This is a genomic window from Arthrobacter sp. CDRTa11, assembly GCF_026427775.1.
GTDB lineage: Bacteria > Actinomycetota > Actinomycetes > Actinomycetales > Micrococcaceae > Arthrobacter.
Window position 1 is genome coordinate 2,719,954 of the sequence record NZ_CP044532.1, and the last position, 15,492, is coordinate 2,735,445.

18 protein-coding genes are annotated in these 15,492 nt (G+C 64.5%); 4 read left to right on the forward strand and 14 right to left on the reverse strand.

Annotated features, from left to right (window positions below; all coding sequences use genetic code 11):
- Positions 1-16: 16 nt before the first annotated feature.
- Positions 17-652 carry a dihydrofolate reductase family protein gene (locus F8G81_RS12160; RefSeq protein ID WP_267274999.1) on the forward strand — a complete coding sequence of 212 codons (636 nt, stop codon included), beginning with the start codon at positions 17-19 and terminating at the stop codon, positions 650-652.
- A gap of 48 nt (positions 653-700) precedes the next feature.
- On the opposite strand, the gene F8G81_RS12165 is transcribed toward F8G81_RS12160, so the two are convergent.
- From F8G81_RS12165 to F8G81_RS12195, 7 genes are all read right to left on the reverse strand, one after another.
- Positions 701-1,345, reverse strand: coding sequence for a GntR family transcriptional regulator (locus F8G81_RS12165; RefSeq protein ID WP_267275000.1), 645 nt, complete (start codon positions 1,343-1,345; stop codon positions 701-703).
- A gap of 117 nt (positions 1,346-1,462) precedes the next feature.
- Positions 1,463-2,059, reverse strand: a complete 597-nt coding sequence (locus F8G81_RS12170) for a dihydrofolate reductase family protein (protein WP_267275001.1) — start codon at positions 2,057-2,059, stop codon at positions 1,463-1,465.
- Between the two features lie 106 nt (positions 2,060-2,165).
- On the reverse strand, positions 2,166-2,588 hold the full coding sequence (gene arfB / locus F8G81_RS12175) for an alternative ribosome rescue aminoacyl-tRNA hydrolase ArfB (RefSeq protein WP_267275002.1): 423 nt from the start codon (positions 2,586-2,588) through the stop codon (positions 2,166-2,168).
- A gap of 34 nt (positions 2,589-2,622) precedes the next feature.
- Positions 2,623-3,378, reverse strand: a complete 756-nt coding sequence (locus F8G81_RS12180; RefSeq protein ID WP_267275003.1) for a maleylpyruvate isomerase family mycothiol-dependent enzyme — start codon at positions 3,376-3,378, stop codon at positions 2,623-2,625.
- Positions 3,378-4,217, reverse strand: a complete 840-nt coding sequence (locus F8G81_RS12185; protein ID WP_267275004.1) for a fumarylacetoacetate hydrolase family protein — start codon at positions 4,215-4,217, stop codon at positions 3,378-3,380. The genes F8G81_RS12180 and F8G81_RS12185 overlap by 1 nt, the downstream gene beginning before the upstream one ends.
- Positions 4,217-5,371: a cupin domain-containing protein gene (locus tag F8G81_RS12190; protein WP_267275005.1), complete on the reverse strand. Its 1,155-nt coding sequence runs from the start codon at positions 5,369-5,371 to the stop codon at positions 4,217-4,219. Before F8G81_RS12190 ends, F8G81_RS12185 begins: the two co-directional genes overlap by 1 nt.
- 111 nt (positions 5,372-5,482) lie before the next feature.
- Complete coding sequence (locus tag F8G81_RS12195) at positions 5,483-6,271, reverse strand: IclR family transcriptional regulator (RefSeq protein WP_267279197.1); 789 nt, start codon at positions 6,269-6,271, stop codon at positions 5,483-5,485.
- A gap of 114 nt (positions 6,272-6,385) precedes the next feature.
- On the opposite strand from F8G81_RS12195, the gene F8G81_RS12200 reads away from it, so the two are divergent.
- Both F8G81_RS12200 and F8G81_RS12205 read left to right on the forward strand, forming a co-directional pair.
- Positions 6,386-7,714: an MFS transporter gene (locus F8G81_RS12200; RefSeq protein WP_267275006.1), complete on the forward strand. Its 1,329-nt coding sequence runs from the start codon at positions 6,386-6,388 to the stop codon at positions 7,712-7,714.
- Positions 7,707-8,963, forward strand: coding sequence for an FAD-dependent oxidoreductase (locus F8G81_RS12205; RefSeq protein WP_267275007.1), 1,257 nt, complete (start codon positions 7,707-7,709; stop codon positions 8,961-8,963). The genes F8G81_RS12200 and F8G81_RS12205 overlap by 8 nt, the downstream gene beginning before the upstream one ends.
- A gap of 20 nt (positions 8,964-8,983) precedes the next feature.
- On the opposite strand, the gene F8G81_RS12210 is transcribed toward F8G81_RS12205, so the two are convergent.
- From F8G81_RS12210 to F8G81_RS12225, 4 genes are all read right to left on the reverse strand, one after another.
- The gene (locus F8G81_RS12210) at positions 8,984-9,871 is read right to left on the reverse strand and encodes an oxygenase MpaB family protein (protein WP_267275008.1); all 888 of its coding nucleotides are present in this window, start codon (positions 9,869-9,871) and stop codon (positions 8,984-8,986) included.
- A gap of 141 nt (positions 9,872-10,012) precedes the next feature.
- The gene (locus F8G81_RS12215) at positions 10,013-11,284 is read right to left on the reverse strand and encodes an RNA polymerase sigma factor (protein ID WP_267275009.1); all 1,272 of its coding nucleotides are present in this window, start codon (positions 11,282-11,284) and stop codon (positions 10,013-10,015) included.
- A gap of 20 nt (positions 11,285-11,304) precedes the next feature.
- Positions 11,305-11,664, reverse strand: coding sequence for a YciI family protein (locus F8G81_RS12220; RefSeq protein WP_267275010.1), 360 nt, complete (start codon positions 11,662-11,664; stop codon positions 11,305-11,307).
- 154 nt (positions 11,665-11,818) lie between these two features.
- Positions 11,819-12,442, reverse strand: coding sequence for a TetR/AcrR family transcriptional regulator (locus F8G81_RS12225; protein WP_267275011.1), 624 nt, complete (start codon positions 12,440-12,442; stop codon positions 11,819-11,821).
- A 105-nt stretch (positions 12,443-12,547) separates the two neighbouring features.
- Here F8G81_RS12225 and F8G81_RS12230 point away from each other — a divergent pair, with 105 nt between their 5' ends.
- The gene (locus F8G81_RS12230) at positions 12,548-13,381 is read left to right on the forward strand and encodes an alpha/beta fold hydrolase (RefSeq protein ID WP_267275012.1); all 834 of its coding nucleotides are present in this window, start codon (positions 12,548-12,550) and stop codon (positions 13,379-13,381) included.
- A gap of 28 nt (positions 13,382-13,409) precedes the next feature.
- Here F8G81_RS12230 and F8G81_RS12235 read toward each other — a convergent pair whose 3' ends face one another.
- The 3 genes from F8G81_RS12235 to F8G81_RS12245 all read right to left on the reverse strand — a co-directional run bounded on the left by F8G81_RS12235 (position 13,410) and on the right by F8G81_RS12245 (position 15,373).
- Entirely contained in the window at positions 13,410-13,811 is a 402-nt protein-coding gene (locus tag F8G81_RS12235) for a RidA family protein (protein ID WP_267275013.1), read from the reverse strand.
- Positions 13,812-13,828: 17 nt separating this feature from the next.
- Positions 13,829-14,197 (reverse strand): nuclear transport factor 2 family protein, encoded by a 369-nt coding sequence (locus F8G81_RS12240; protein ID WP_267275014.1) that lies wholly within the window; start codon positions 14,195-14,197, stop codon positions 13,829-13,831.
- Between the two features lie 102 nt (positions 14,198-14,299).
- Positions 14,300-15,373: a LacI family DNA-binding transcriptional regulator gene (locus F8G81_RS12245; protein WP_267275015.1), complete on the reverse strand. Its 1,074-nt coding sequence runs from the start codon at positions 15,371-15,373 to the stop codon at positions 14,300-14,302.
- Positions 15,374-15,492 lie beyond the last annotated feature (119 nt).

The window sequence follows — 15,492 nt, forward strand, 5'->3', positions numbered from 1 at the left end:
GATCGAGGAGGCGGCTATGGGCGAGACAACTTCTGAAGGGTCTTCAGCGGACCTGATGGTGGACCTGATCATCTCCCTGGACGGGTATGCCTCAGCTGAGGGATGGCCCGGCTGGTGGGGTCTGGAGGGCCCGGAGTACCTGGCGTGGCTCGGGGAGGAGGGGGAGAAGGGCTACACCTTCCTGCTCGGTGCCAACACATACCGGGTGATGTCCAGTATGTCGGAGGAGGCCGCGGCGGAGGACTCCGAGTTTTCTGAGGAGGAGGGGGCCAGCCTGACAGGCCTTGCAGCCGTGCCGAAGGTTGTCTTCTCCTCCACCCTGCCGGCGCCGCTCACGTGGCCGAACTCCATCCTTGTCACCGGGGACGCGGTCCAGGCTGTGCGGGAGCTGAAACGAACAGCTGCCGGCCCCCTGAGCACCCTGGGCAGCCTGAGCCTCTGCCGTTCACTCCTGACTGCCGGCCTCGTGGACAGGTTCCGGTTGGTTGTTTTCCCCGTGATTACAGGCCGTACCGGGCGGGAGCGGATCTACGACGGGTATCCGGACGTTGCCCTGGAGATGGTGGAGAGCCGGACCTTTGATGGCCGGCTCCAGCTGCTGGAGTACGTGCCCACCGTGCTCAGCGGTCCGCCGGGCAGCGGTCCGACATAAGACGGGTCCGGGTAAGTCAGGTCTCGGTATGTCAGGTCCGGGGAGACCTTATTGGACAGACAGGTGCCTGTGGAATGCCGCCCGGATCTCCGGGAACGTGCCTGTCGCGATCAGCTCTGCCATAACGGTGTGGTTGCTCACGCTGCTCAGGGCTGGATACGCCTGGTCCAGATTGGTCATGCACATCAGGGATTCAGTGGCCAGTGTGGTGTAGGCGCGGAGCAAACGTGATTTTCCGGACTCTGCCACCAGGGTGGTGTGAAACTCAAGGTCCAGCCTGAACACCTGGGCCCAGTCATCGGCCTCGGCAGCTTCTGCGAGCTTCACGGCAATTTCAAGGAGCTTCCGGGACGTCTGCCTTCTCTGCAGGGCCGGCTGGGCAGCGATGATTTCGGCGGCGCCAAGTTCAAGGATCTCCCGTACTCGGTAGATCTCGTCGACGTCGTCCTTTGTCAGTTGAACCACGAACACGCCGCGGTTCGGCCTGCTGACCAGCAATCCCTCCTGGCTCAGGCGCTGCAGGGCTTCCCGGAGCGGACCACGCGACAGATTGAGCTGGCCTGCCACGAGAACTTCATTGATCTGCTGGCCCGGGGCGAAGTGCCCGTCAATCATCCGCTCACGCAACTGCTCCGCAATTTTAACGGGTGTTGACTGGCGGGTCATGGCACTCAAGGCAGCTCCGCTGTTCATATCTCCACACGTCCTTCCCGAAGCTCGATGCGATTCAGCCTAGCACAACTGTAAACAGTTGACAGTTGACTTTGAGAGCTTCAAGGTCCCTGAGGAAAATGTATGACTAGCTGAGTCTTAGCGGATCGAGCGGTAATGGACGTGCGTCACCAGGCGTGTTCCGCTGACGTATGTGGGCTCCACGTTGAAGTTTTGGACGCCGTCGAGCAGCCGCTCACCGGCTCCGAGCAGGATGGGTGCGATGTGCAGCCGCAACTCGTCGATCAGCCCTGCCGAAAGGAACTGGCGGACAGTTTCAGCGCCCCCGGCTACGGCAACGTCCTTGCCTGCTGCTGCTTCCCGTGCCTGGTCCAGTGCCGATCCGATCCCGTCAGCCACGAAATGGAAGGTGGTGCCGCCCTGCATCTGCAGGGGTGGGCGCGGGTGGTGGGTGAGGACAAATACGGGGGCGTGGTAGGGCGGGTCCTCACCCCACCAGCCGCGCCAGTCCTTAGCCCACGGCCCCGGTCCGGGCCCGGCGTACATGTTGCGGCCCATGATGTAGGCGCCCGACGAGAGGATCCCGGCAATCTCCGCCGCATTGGCGTCGGGCTCTTCGAACATCCACCGGTGCAGGTCCTCGCCGCCTTCGCCCAGCGGATTCTCCGGGCTCTGGTTCGGCCCGGCGAGGTATCCATCGAGGGAAATGGTGAGATCGCAGGTGACGCTGTCCATGATGTCCTACCGGTGGCTTGTTTTTGCGGGCACTGGGTTGGGTACCGCCAACCCTAACGGCATTCCGGTGGTGCTGGAAGCGCCGTTCCCCTGAACTTTTGCGATGCTACTCCGCAGACGGCCGCTTTCGTTGCCGCTTCGTCGCCGCCCGCTGTTCCTTCGCAGCCAGACGACGGCGGTTCGAGCCCCGGGTTGGTTTGGTCGCCCGGCGAGGAGCCGCCGGAGGTGCAAGACCTTCCGTCACAATGTCCAGGAGCTTGCTCAGGGCGATCTCTCGGTTTCGCAGCTGGGAGCGCTGCTCCGAGGCGGTCACGGTGATGATGCCGTCCACGAGGCGTTGCCCGAGACGTGTGAGCAGCATCAGGCGTTGGCCCTCGGTAAGCGCCGCAGAGTCGCCGATATTCCACAGCAGCTCTACGCGGCTGTCCGTTGTGTTGACATGTTGACCGCCTGGCCCGGACGAACGCGAAAACCGCCAGCCGAGTTCCGAGGCGGGAATGGTCAGCGCGGGTGACACCTCCAGATCCATGCCATCAGCCTTGCACAAGATGCGCTGTTGGCCTCTAAATCCAGGCGGGGGCGGCCGGCGTACCTTCCGTTGTTCCTGGGCCCGAGGCCGTTACTCCCGTGCTGCCGCGGCCCGCGGCCCATTCGACGACGGCGGCCAGGGGTCCCGTGATGACCGTCTGGTCAGTAGCACTCGTGTCGCCGAACGTCAGGTCCGTATCCGTACCTGTCACTTTGATAAGCAGCCCGGTATCGGTGCCGCGGGTGGCCCAGGCGCCGGTGATGTCCTTAAGGAGCCTGGTGAGGACGGGTACCGGGATGTCGGCGAATGTGGCGCCGTTGTCCAGGTCGACGGCGTGGATCCAGACTTCACGGGTACGCATCCAAACCGTTTCCTCTGCCGGAACAATGCGGCCCTGGGCGGTTTTGACCTTATGGTGCCAGGCGTCGGCCGGGAGGTCGCGCCACTCAACATTCAGGTGCACGGCGGAGTGGTCAAAGAGGTTCCGCAGCGCGATCGGGGACAGGGTGGCACCAAACGCGATTTCTTGGTTGCGGGCTTCCGGGGAGGCATACATGGGCGTTTCGATTCCCGTCGCCGCCCATTCGATGAGCCGGGCCAGGGCGCGCGCGTTGTAGCCAATGTGCGCGGTGACGTGGCGGCGCGTCCAGCCCGGCAGCAATGAGGGCCCGTCAAGGTCCGCGTCGGAGAGCTCGTTGAGTTTCCGGGCGAAGAACGCGGTCCCGCGGCGCGCCTGCAGGAGCCCCTCCAGCAGTACCGGGTCCGTGGTTTGGTCGGTGCGGGCTACCATCAGGCTTCCTTGACCACGCGGTTTTTCAGTTGGCCCAGTCCTTCGATGGTGGTGACCAGGAGTTGGCCTTCCTGCAGGTACCGCTTGGGGTCCTGGGCGTGGCCGACGCCGCCGGGGGTGCCGGTGGCGATGACGTCGCCGGGGTTCAGCGTGATGATGGTCGAGATGTAGGAGACCAGGTATTCCGGGGTGAAGACGAGGTCGCCGGTGGGGGTGCTCTGCTGGATGTCCCCGTCGACGGCGGAGGTCATCAGCGGGCCGGCGGTGAATTCGTCTTTGGTGACCAGGGCGGGGCCGAACGGGGTGGACTTTTCCCAGGTTTTACCCTGGAGCCATTGGATGGTGCGGAACTGGTAGTCGCGCATGGAGACGTCGTTCAGGACTGCGTAACCGGCGATGTGGTTGCCGGCTTCGGCCTCCGGGATGCGGCGCCCGGTCTTGCCGATCACGACGGCGAGTTCGGCTTCCCAGTCCACCGCGTCGGATTCCTGCGGCAGGGCCAGGTCATCGTTGGGTCCGATCAGTGATTCTGCGTACTTGGCGAAGAGGGTGGGGTACTCGGGGACTTCCCGGCCCATTTCCTTGATGTGGTTGCGGTAGTTGTGGCCCACGCAGATGATTTTCCCAGGGGAGGGCACGACGGCGGCGAGGTCGGCGCCGTCGAGCGGGTGCGTTGCGCCGCTGGCGGCTTTCGCCGTGGTTTCCCAGGTGGGGTCCTGCAGCAGGGCGCCGACGTCGGCGAACCCGTTGATCTCGGTAAGGGTGTCGCCGTCCTGGCGGACCGCCACAGTGCCTTTGGTTGCAGTGCCGTTGCCGGTGCGGAGGGTGAGGAGTCTCATTACTTGGTGCGTCCTTCGATGTAGGTGCGGTTAAAGCTCAGGCGCTCAAATATGGGGGCGTCACTGAAACGGAACAAATCAAACCCGGCGCCGGCCGGCGTCTCTGACTGCGCGTCGGCCTGAAGTGACCAGGCAGCCCAGGACGGGACCACAAACAGGTCACCCTTGGCCACCTGCCTTGTTTCGCCGTTCAGGGTCACGGAACCGGTGCCTTCGAAGACCTGCCAGACGCTGGAGCCAACCTCGCGGACGGTCTCGGTGGTGGCGCCGGCGCGTAGCCGGTGGAACTCGGCCCGGATGGTGGGCATCACGTCCCCGCCGGTGGTCGGGTTGGTGAAGCGGACGGCGGCGTGGCCCTGGGACACAGTGGCAGGGTGGCCCTCGTCTTCCAGGAGCAGCTGCTCGGCCAGGGCCCTGTCAGTGTGTTCCCAGCGGTAGGCGGCGATGGGAGAGCTGGTGGTGTCATCCAGGCCGGAAAGCGGGCGCAGGCCGGGGTGGGCCCAAAGCCGCTCCGAGCGGGAGATGTCAGGAGTGGCCTCGTCGGTGACGCGCTCGGTGCCGAACTCAAAGAACCCGGCGTCGGCGTAGTGCACAAACGGGATATCCAGGCCGTCAATCCACGCCATCGGCTGGTCCGTGTCGTTATGGTGGCCATGGAAGTTCCAGCCCGGCGTGAGCAGGAAATCGCCGCGGGACATCCGGACCGGATCACCGTTGACCACGGTCCAGACGCCTTCGCCCTCCACCACAAAGCGGAAGGCGTTTTGGGAGTGGCGGTGCTCAGGCGCCGTTTCGCGGGCGCCGAGGTACTGGATGGCGGCCCAGAGCGTGGGCGTGGCATACGGAGTGCCGGCCAGGCCCGGGTTGGCCAGGGCTATGGCGCGGCGTTCCCCACCCCGGCCAACGGGCACCAGGTCACCGGCACGGGCGGCCAGCGGGTACAGGTCGTTCCACCGCCAGACATGCGGCACAGCCTTCGGGGACGGGACCATGGGCATCAGGTCCGCGATCTCGGTCCACAACGGGATCAGGTTCTCTTTGTCGAAGTCCCGGTACAGCTGCTCCAGCTGGGCAGCCTCTTCAGGCGTGGGCTCCGGGAGGGAGTGCCCGGCGGCAACTGATTCGTGGGTCGTGTTCTCGGCGCTGATGGACACGCAGGCCTCCTGAGGTCAGAAACGGTTCTTGGCGTACTCCGACTCTATGGACGCAGGCCATCTAAACCACAGCACATTCTGCTGACCAGAATTTTTGAGCTGACAGGTATTTTAGCCGGCGTCGGGCTCGGCCGGGTTCGCCGCGATATCGATCTCCAGTTGCCGGCAGCTCTCACGCAGGACCGGTACAAGCCCGGCGTCGAACACCCGGCGAAAACGTGTTGCCGGGGTGGCGACACTCAGCGCCCCCACCACGTGCCCGTGGCGGTTGTGCAGTGCCATCCCCAGGGCGCATACGCCTTCCTCCGTTCCCTCGAAATTGGCAGCGAAGCCATTGCTGCGGATAGTCTCCAGCTCGCGCAGGAATACCGGATACTCCTCATCCGAGATGGTGTCCCCTCCGATTTCGGCGTTATTGCTGCGAAAAAGCTGGCCGATCAGCGGGGTTTCAAGTTCCGCCAGCATGGCTTTGCCGCCGGAAGTCCTGTTGGCCGGCATGACCGTTCCCTGCCTGTCACCCACACGCAACACGTTGTTTCCCTCCACGGTGGCCAGGAAACGCACTTTGGTGCCCACCCTCACCATGAGGTTCACGGTCTCGTTGAGCTGTGCAGAAAGCAGTTCCATGTGGGGCTGGGCGAGGGAGCGCAGCAGCCTGGTCCACCCCAGCCCTGCCGGTCCGACGCCCATGGCCGGCCCGGGAACGTACCGCCGGTTTTCATCCTGCACGGCAAAACCGCGGTAGACCAGCATCGCCAGGAGCCGGTGGGCCGTGGAGGGGGCAACCCCCAGTTCCATGGCGGCGTCCTTGAGCCGAAGCGCCCCGCCGTCGCGCAGCAGCTGGAGGAGCTGCAGGGCGTTGTCCACCGCCTCGATGGAGTAGGCCGGCCGTTTTTGCACGGGATTCTTCTGAGCTGGCTTGCGGGCCGGCTTGGACGCCCGCTGCCCCGGAGGATTCTTCTGCACATCAGAATTCTATGGTGGTCCAACTCCGCTGGCCATGACAGTAGGGGAATGAACCACACACTTCCCGCTGCAGCGCCGCAACGGTCCTCAACAGGGGATCCCGCCGCCGAGATCCCTGAGGGTCCCTCCTCGAAGTTCACCAAAGCCTCTGCCGCGGCCGTCCTGGTCTGCTGGCTGTTGGTGGTCTTTGATGGCTACGACCTAATCGTCTACGGCACCGTCCAGTCCTCGCTGATCTCCGACACCGGATGGGGACTGAGCAAGGCCACGGCCGGAACCATAGGGTCCATGGCCTTCGTGGGCATGATGATCGGAGCGATCTTCGCCGGCCGGATGGCCGACTCGTGGGGCCGCCGCCGCACCATTCTGGGCTGCGCCATTGTCTTTTCGGTATTCACGGTCCTCTGCGCATTCGCACCCAGTGCTGCCATCTTCGGCATCCTGCGGCTCCTCGCCGGCATCGGCCTCGGCGGCCTGGTGCCGTCGGCAAATGCCCTGGTGGCCGAACTTGTCCCCAGCAAATGGCGGTCCATCGTGGCCACCCTGATGATGTCCGGTGTCCCCATCGGCGGATCGATCGCCGCCGTCGTCGGCATCCAGATGATTCCGGCCTTCGGCTGGGAGTCCATGTTCCTTGTTGCCGTGCTGGCTCTTTTGATCGTGGTTCCCCTCGGCCTGAAGTACCTGCCTGAGACACTGGCCGCCGGCACGGCGTCCAGCACCACAGTCAGCAGGCCCGCCGGCTTCAAGTCACTGCTCCGCGCACCCTATCTGGGGATCAGCGTACTGTTCGCCGTGGCCACCATCGCCACACTTTTCGCCTGGTACGGGCTGGGAACCTGGCTGCCGAACCTGATGCAACTGGCCGGCTACAACCTTGGCTCCGCCCTGACCTTCGCCCTGGCCCTGAATCTGGGTGCGGTGGCCGGTTCAGTCATCACCGCCTGGGCCGGCACCCGGTTCGGACCGATTCCGACGGCGATCGCCGCCGCCGCAGTTGCGGCCGGAGCGCTGCTGGTCCTGGTCACAGGACCGTCCGTCACCATCGTGTACCTGATGCTGGTTCTCGCTGGCGTAGGTACCCACGGCACGCAATGCCTGATCATTGCCGCTGTGGCCAGCCACTATCCGGGACACCTGCGGGGGACTGCTCTCGGCTGGGCACTGGGGACAGGCCGCATCGGAGCGGTGGCTGCACCCCAGGTTGGTGGCCTTCTGCTGGCCGCCGGGCTGGGCGTCAATTCGAACTTCCTGGCCTTTGACGGCGCAGCCGCCATCGCGGCAGTCCTGCTGGCCGCCGTCGGCCTCAAACTCGCGTCGAAACTCTCTACCAGCCCCTCAATCCACCCCTCACCAACAGGAGCAAACAATGTCTGAGCACGCAACGTCCACTGATGTCCTCGTGATCGGAGGGGGCATGGCCGGCCTGGCCGGCGCCCTCGCGCTGCGTGAAAATGGAGCCGACGTCACGCTGGTGGAGCGGGCGCCCGAATTCGGCGAAGTAGGCGCAGGGCTGCAGATGGCCCCCAACGCGTCCCGTGTCCTGCAGCGTTGGGGGCTGCTGGAAAAGGCGCTGGAGATTGGCGTCCAGCCCAAGCACCTGGTGTTCCGCGACGCCATCACCGGCGAGGAACTCACCCGGCAGACGCTGGGTGGGGAATTCGCGGAACGCTACGGAGCACCGTACGTGGTGATCCACCGCAGCGACCTGCACCGGGTCCTGCTCGAAGGCTGTGAGGCGGCCGGCGTCAAGCTTGTTAACGACGTTATGGTCGAAAGCGTGGAGACCGTAAACGGCCGGGGTGTGGCGCACACCGCCGCCGGTGTGGACTACGAGGCCGACGTTGTGATCGGCGCCGATGGACTCAAATCCACCCTGCGCCCGCTGGTAGCCAATGACGAACCGGTCTCCTCGGCCTACGTGGCCTACCGCGGCACGGTACCCATCACCGAAAACACTCCAAAAACCGACCTTGAGGACGTCATCGTCTACCTCGGACCGGACTGCCACCTGGTGCAGTATCCGCTGCGCAAGGGCAAGCTGCTGAACACCGTGGCCGTTTTCAAGTCCGCCTCCTTTGAGCGCGGGGAAGAGCAGTACGGGGGAGTGGACGAGCTCGAGGCTGCGTACAAGGACTGTGTCCCGGCCGTGCGGGCAGCGCTGAAGAACCTGGGCACCGGCATGCGGTGGCCCATGTATGACCGCGACCCGATCGAAAACTGGGTTGCCGGCCGAATGGTGTTGGTAGGGGATGCCGCCCACCCCATGCTGCAGTATCTGGCCCAGGGGGCCTGCCAGGCCCTTGAAGACGCAGCGATCCTCCAGGATGTCAGCGCCGGCAGCGTTTTCACCGGGGACGGCGTGAACCCGGCCGCCTGGGACGTCGCCATCAAGGAATTCAACACCATCCGCGCGGGCCGTACCGCCCGGGTTCAGCGCACCGCACGCGTCTGGGGCGAATCCTGGCACGTCTCCGGCCTGGCGAGGACACTACGGAATCTGCTCTTCAAGAGCCGGAAGGACAACGACTTCCAGTACAACGACTGGCTGTACGGCCAGGATGGCGAAGGCGTTCCGGCCGCCGAAGCTGCTCGAACCAGCCAGGCACGCCGGCTTCCTGCCTGACCTGCGGCCCCGGAGTTACATCATGGGGTGTTGCGGCCGGGTGGACCAAGCACGTTTTCCGGCCCGATATCAGCCAGGTCGTACCCCCGGGGATAGACCGGAGGAGCCGGTTGACCGGGGCGGAAACCCGGTTCCGTGTTCAAGGGGCGGCGGCGCCGGGCGGCGTTGCGGACTGCCAGCCCGGCTCCGAGCGCAGCTTTTGACCACCAGGTGCTCCCGGGAAGTCCAAGCGCTTTGGTGAGACGCTCGTCGTCCAGCATGGTGGAGATCATCAGCCGCGTTACCGGATGAAGAATCCTGGGCTGCATGCTTTGCAGGACCTGGACAGTTGAGTCCATCAGCGTCCGGCCCGCTGGACTTGGGCTGACCCGCCGGTTCTCGTAGTCATCGAGAAAGGCCTCGGCGTCCTCGAACGTCGCTGGATACCGTGCGATGTGAATCCGTGTTCCCAGCTCCCGGAAGAAACGTGTTGCAGCATCAATTTCCGCCTGCGTGGGCGGCCGCCAGCCGTGGCGGCGGGTCCACCGGATCGGAACAACCAGGAGCGTCATCAGCACATACAGGAAATCCTCCTGGCTGGCCGGAACGTGCCGGTGGACCCGGTTGAGCAACTCAGTCATCTTCCGCCCACGCTCGCTGTCCAATCCGTTGGCAACCAGCTCGTAGATCACTACACCGGTATCGATGGAACGCTTCATGGGCCGCTGTGGTATTTCTCCGTTCCCCACCAGCGTCGCAGCGCCCGAAGGAATCGCGAAGTTCCGGTAGTAGGCCAGGAAAAAGCCAAACTCCATATCCTCGGCAAGATCGAACATCACCATCTGCCGGAATGTTTCTTCCCACTCCTCGGGTTCCCTGGCCCGTTGGACGTCAAGGCTCTGGGCTAACGATGGATGCAGACGCGACATACCCGGACCCCTATGGGTGGAAAGAATTCCGGCATCGTCCTCACCGAATACGCACGGGACGACGCCTTTTCAATGGTAGGCCAGGGCTGTTTGAGATTCCAGAACTGCCGGACCGGGCCGCAATCCCGCCGTTCCAGGGACCTAGGTCAGCCGGGCGGCCCGCGCAGCGAGGTAGCGGCGCTCGGGGAGGCTCGCCGTGGTGGCCGCAGCCCGGAGATAGGCTGCGCGTGCAGCGGCCGCGTCACCGGAAAGTTCCAGGAGGTGCGCCCGCACCGCATCCAGGCGGTGACTTCGGGCCAGATTCGCATCCTCTTCCACTGTCCCCAGCACCGCCAACCCGGCGAGGGGTCCGTGGACCATCGCGACGGCGACGGCACGGTTCAGCGTCACCACCGGGCTGGGTGCCACCTGCTCCAGGACGCCGTAAAGCGCCAGGATCTGCGGCCAGTCCGTAGCCACGGCGGCTGAGGCTTCATCATGGACCGCCGCTATTGCCGCCTGCAGTTGGTACGGACCTACCGGAGATTTGCCCAGGGTTCCGGTCAGGAGCATGACGCCTTCACGGATCCTGTCCGCGTCCCAGAGGGTCCGGTCCTGTTCAGCAAGCGGCACCAGGCCGCCGTCGGGCAGGGTGCGGGCCTGCCGCCGGGCATCCGTCAGCAGCATCAGGGCAAGGAGGCCGGCAGTTTCGCCCCTGGCGGCAGATCCGGCCGGGGTCACGGCCAGCAGCAGCCGGGCAAGCCGGATGGCCTCGCCGGTGAGGTCCGAGCGCTGGAGGGAACGCCCTGAACTCGCGGCGTAACCTTCGTTGAAGATCAGGTAAAGCACCTGCTGCACGATGGAGGTTCTCGCCACCGCTTCGTCGGGAGCGGGCGATTCGAAACGGGCGCCCGCCCGGCTGATGCTGCCCTTGGCCCGGCTGATCCGCTGGGCCATGGTGGCTTCGGGAACCAGGAAGGCGCTGGCGATTTCCGCAGTGGTCAGGCCGCCGACGGCCCGCAGCGTCAGGGCCAGTTGGGACGGCGGGGAGAGCGCCGGATGGCAGCACAAGTACAGGAGCGTCAGGGTGTCATCGGCGTCAGGCGCCAGCGCGTCGTCGTCCCCTCCGGCACCGGTAACAGCTCTCCCGGCCTGCAAGGGGAGTGTCTCCAGGGCGAACGATTCTTCCCGGCGACGCCGGGCGCTGTCGCTGCGCCACTGGTCAACCAGGCGCCGCCCGGCTACCGTCACCAGCCAGCTGCGGGGGTTGTCCGGAACGCCATCCTGCGGCCATCTGAGCGAGGCTTCCAGGAGCGCTTCCTGGACGGCGTCCTCGCACGCATCGAACTGCCCGTGGCGGCGGGCAAGCATGCCAAGGACCTGCGGCGCAAGGGTGCGCAGCAGGTCCTCCAGCCGAAGGCGTCCCGGTTCCATGGTGTTTCGTTCTGGTGGCCCTAGACGTCGGGCGGCCCGTCCTGGACTGCCCTTAGCTCCACAGCTCCGGCGTACTTGACGATGCTGGAGCAGATGTCGATGGCCCGCTGTTCGCTGGCCACATCCACCACCCAGTATCCGATCAGTGACTCCTTGGACTCCGCATACGGACCGTCGGTGGTGATCACGCCGTTGCCCGCCTGTTTGACCGTTTTCGCGGTGCTGCCGTCGGCCAGTCCGGCGTTGAATACCAGCTCGCCGGATTCGGTGAGATCCTTGTCGATCTGGATCATAAAGCCGATCATCTCCTGGATCCATGCCGGATCGGCAGTTTCCATCATGCCTTCTGCCGAACCGAACATCATGATCATGTATTTCATCTTGGCTCCTTGGTTTAAGTACACCCCTGATGGTGTCTTCATGGATAAGTCGGAGCCGCCAGGTGGATCTCTACATGGTCCGGAAAAAATCTGAAGAAAATGTCCGACGGCGGCAGGCCGCCCGGCAGGGCATGGAACCGGATTCCCGCAGCCATCAGTGTGGACCAGCCTGCCCGCGGGCCAGCGCAGAGCCAATCAGCACCTCCGCGGCCTCACGAGCTTGCCTGGCCGGCTCGGCACTGCCCGAGATGGCAGCAGTCGTCTGGGCCCCTTCGGCGAGGATGGCGAGTTGGGGCGCCAGCGCGGGCGGGGCGCCGATTTCCGCGGCCAGCGTGGAAAGGTACTGCTGGAAGTCCGCCTTGTGGCTCCTGACGATTTCAGCAATACGGGGAGACGTGCCGCCCAGTTCGCCAAAGGAGTTGATAAAGGCGCATCCGCGGAAGTCCTCCTGGATAAACCACTCAGCAAGAAAATCGTAGACGGCCAGGAGCCGCTCCCGTGGTTCCGTCGCACGGGCCACCGCTGCGGCCACGCCTTCGGTCCACTTGCGGTGACGGGCAAGCAGGACCTGCTCCACGATCGCGTCCTTGGACGGAAAAAGCCGGTAGAGCCGCTTGAGCGAAATTCCCGAGGCGCTGCGAAGCTCATCCATTCCCACGCCCTGGATACCTTTCGCGTAGAAGAGGCGGTCCGCGGCCTCAAGGGCAGCGCCGCGCAGGACGTCGTCTTCAGTGGAGCCGGAGGGCTGCTTCCTCTGCGGAGCGCTCTGGTTCGGCATCGGGAGGCCTCCTTTCCCAGGTTCACTTGCGCGGATAACGATCGTTCTCTATAGTAGAGCAAGAACACCGAGAACGGTCGTTCTCTATTTCTGAGAGGATCACCCATGGCTTTCATTACGGTTGGAACAGAAAACAGCACCGACATCGAGCTCTACTACGAGGACCACGGAGCGGGCCAGCCGGTGGTGCTGATCCATGGGTACCCACTGGACGGACACTCCTGGGAAAAGCAGAGCGCAGCCCTGCTCAGCGCCGGGTACCGTGTCATCACCTATGACCGCCGCGGCTTTGGCCGCTCAAGCCAGCCCACCACCGGTTACGACTACGACACGTTCTCCGCTGACCTGAACGTCCTCCTGGAAACCCTTGATCTCCGCAACGTCGTCCTGGTCGGTTTCTCCATGGGAACCGGCGAGGTGGGCCGGTACCTTGGCACTTACGGATCCGGCCGCATTGCCAAGGCAGCCTTCCTGGCCTCCCTGGAACCGTTCCTCCTGCAGACCGGGGACAACCCCCAGGGTGTCCCGCAGGAAGTATTCGACGGGATCCTCGACGCCGTCACCACCGACCGCTACGCCTACTTCACAGACTTCTACAAGAACTTCTACAACACCGACGACACCCTGGGAACACGTCTGTCGGAAGAGGCGCTGCGCAACAGCTGGAACGTTGCCGCCGGCGCCTCCTGGTACGCCTCCAGTGCGGCCGTGCCCACCTGGACCACGGACTTCAGGGCTGACATTGCCAAGATTGACGTTCCCGCGCTCATCCTGCATGGAACGGCCGACAACATCCTGCCCATCGATGCAACCGGGCGTCCGTTCTACAAGGCTCTGCCCACGGCCGACTACGTAGAGGTTGAGGGGGCTCCGCACGGCCTGCTCTGGACCCACGCCGAGGAAGTCAACGAGGCACTGCTGGCCTTCCTCGCCAAGTAGGCTCTTCCGCGGGACTGCACGGTGCCGCTTACTGCATCACGGCTGCGACGGCGCTGATCTCCACGAGGGCACCTGGAACCCCCAGCCCTGCTACACGGGCTGCGGTGACCAGTGCCGGCTCGTCGGAGGCCAGCTCCGACGCTATCGCCCCGTATCCCGCGGCGAGGTCTGCGCCGTCCACAAAGAGTACCGTCCACTGCACGACGTCGCCGAGGGTTGCGCCGGCCGCGGCAAGCGCGGTCTTGGCGTTCGCCAGGGCACGGGCAGACTGCACAGCAACGTCGCCCTCGCCAATGAGCGAGCCCTCGGCGTCGACGGCGTTCTGACCTCCGACATAGACGGTGGTGGCGCCCGGCGGAACAATGGCGACGTGGCTGAATGCTGGGCTCGAGACGAGCCCCTGGGGACGGATGCGCTGGATGGATGCCATGCCGTGGAAGCTGCAGTCTAGGTGAGTTGCGAGAACATGTCGTTCCCGCTCGCTGTCGCTGTGGGGACTTCCTGGAGAACGTCCCAATGCTCAATGATCTTGCCTGCTTCGTTGAAGCGGAAGATGTCAACAGCAGCGGAATTTAACGTCCGGTAGTGCGAATGCACGGCAACGAAGTCGCCTTCGGCGATCACGCGGTGGACTTCGACGTCGACGGGCCCGAACTGGGCGAAAAAGCCCTTGACTGCTTGCAGTCCGTTGCCAGCCAGCGGATTGTGCTGCTTGTAGTCGTCCACAATCAGCTGGTCGAAAGCCTCCGTGTCACCCGCCCGGAAAGCTTCGAACAGCCGAGCCACGGCTTCCTTGTTTGATTCTGTTGACGCCATGACGGACCTTTCCTGCCGAACAACGTGGCTCACAGGTTACGCGTGCGGGGAAACGCGGACAAGGGGTGGAAGCAAAGCAGAATCCGTTTGCTGTTTCGGCAGCTACGGCAGCGGTGCAGGCGCCGGCCCGGTGGACCGCCGCGGGACAAGTTCAGAGGCCAGCACATCACCGGGCGGCAGCGTGGTCCTGTTGATTTGCCCCAGAAGCTCTTGCACAGCGGTCCGCCCCTGGGCGGCAAAGTCAACCCGGAGCGTAGTGAGGGGAGGGGCAAAGTAGGCGGCCTCGGGGATGTCGTCCACCCCTGTCACGCTCACGTCTCCCGGGACGCTGAGTCCCCGTTCGGAGAGGGCGAGCATGGCGCCGAGCGCCATTTGATCGTTGGCGGCGACCACGGCCGTGGCTTGGAGAGTGCTGGGCATTCCAGCGATTGCCTCATACCCGGATTTGGCGGACCAGTCGCCGAAGACGATTCCTTCAGACCGGAGGCCCTGTTCTGCGATCGCTGCTTCATAGGCCCGGGCGCGGTTCCGGGCGGCAGGAAACGTGGTGGGCCCTGCGACGTGGAGGAACCGGCGGTGTCCGAGGGACGCCAGGTGCCCGATGAGCGCTGGAAAGCCAATGGTGGTCAACTGTGACGGACGGCCGGTCAGGGCATCGTCCTCTTCGGAACCGATGTATGAGGGGACGCGGAATTCGGTTCGCTCGAAAGCCTCCCTCATCTCGTCGGTCGAGGCGAGGGCGACGACGCCGGCAAGGTCGTGTTGCATCACAAGGGCCAGCGCTTCTTCGATTGAACCGCGGTCGCTGACATCCAAAGTGACGATGTCGAGCAGGTATCCGGCCTCCCTTGCCGCGGCACTTGCGCCCTGCAGGACCTTGCTTGGCCCGAAATGGGCGATCTCGTGGGTGAGGGCACCGATCCGATGGGACTGACCTGTTGTCAGCGAGCGGGCCGACAGGTTGGGCCGGTAGTTGAGCTTCTCTAGGGCGTCAACCACCCGCTGTTTCGTCGCAGGCCGGATTCCCTCGAAACCGCGAAGGAAGCGGCTGACCGTCTGATGTGAAACTCCTGCCGCTTCAGCCACGTCATAGATCGTGGCCTGCCTGGTTGCCGGTGACGGCGGAACGGTCCCACTGCCCGCAGCCGCCCCTGGTGCAGCCCCCTTGTTGTCCATTCCGGATTTCCCCACACGAGTGATCGGTCACGGACTCTTGCCCGTCATAGGAGTTTACCGGAAACATTTATCCTCCAGGGTCTATGTTTCCGGTAACAGTGAGCGCTAACATTCATTAA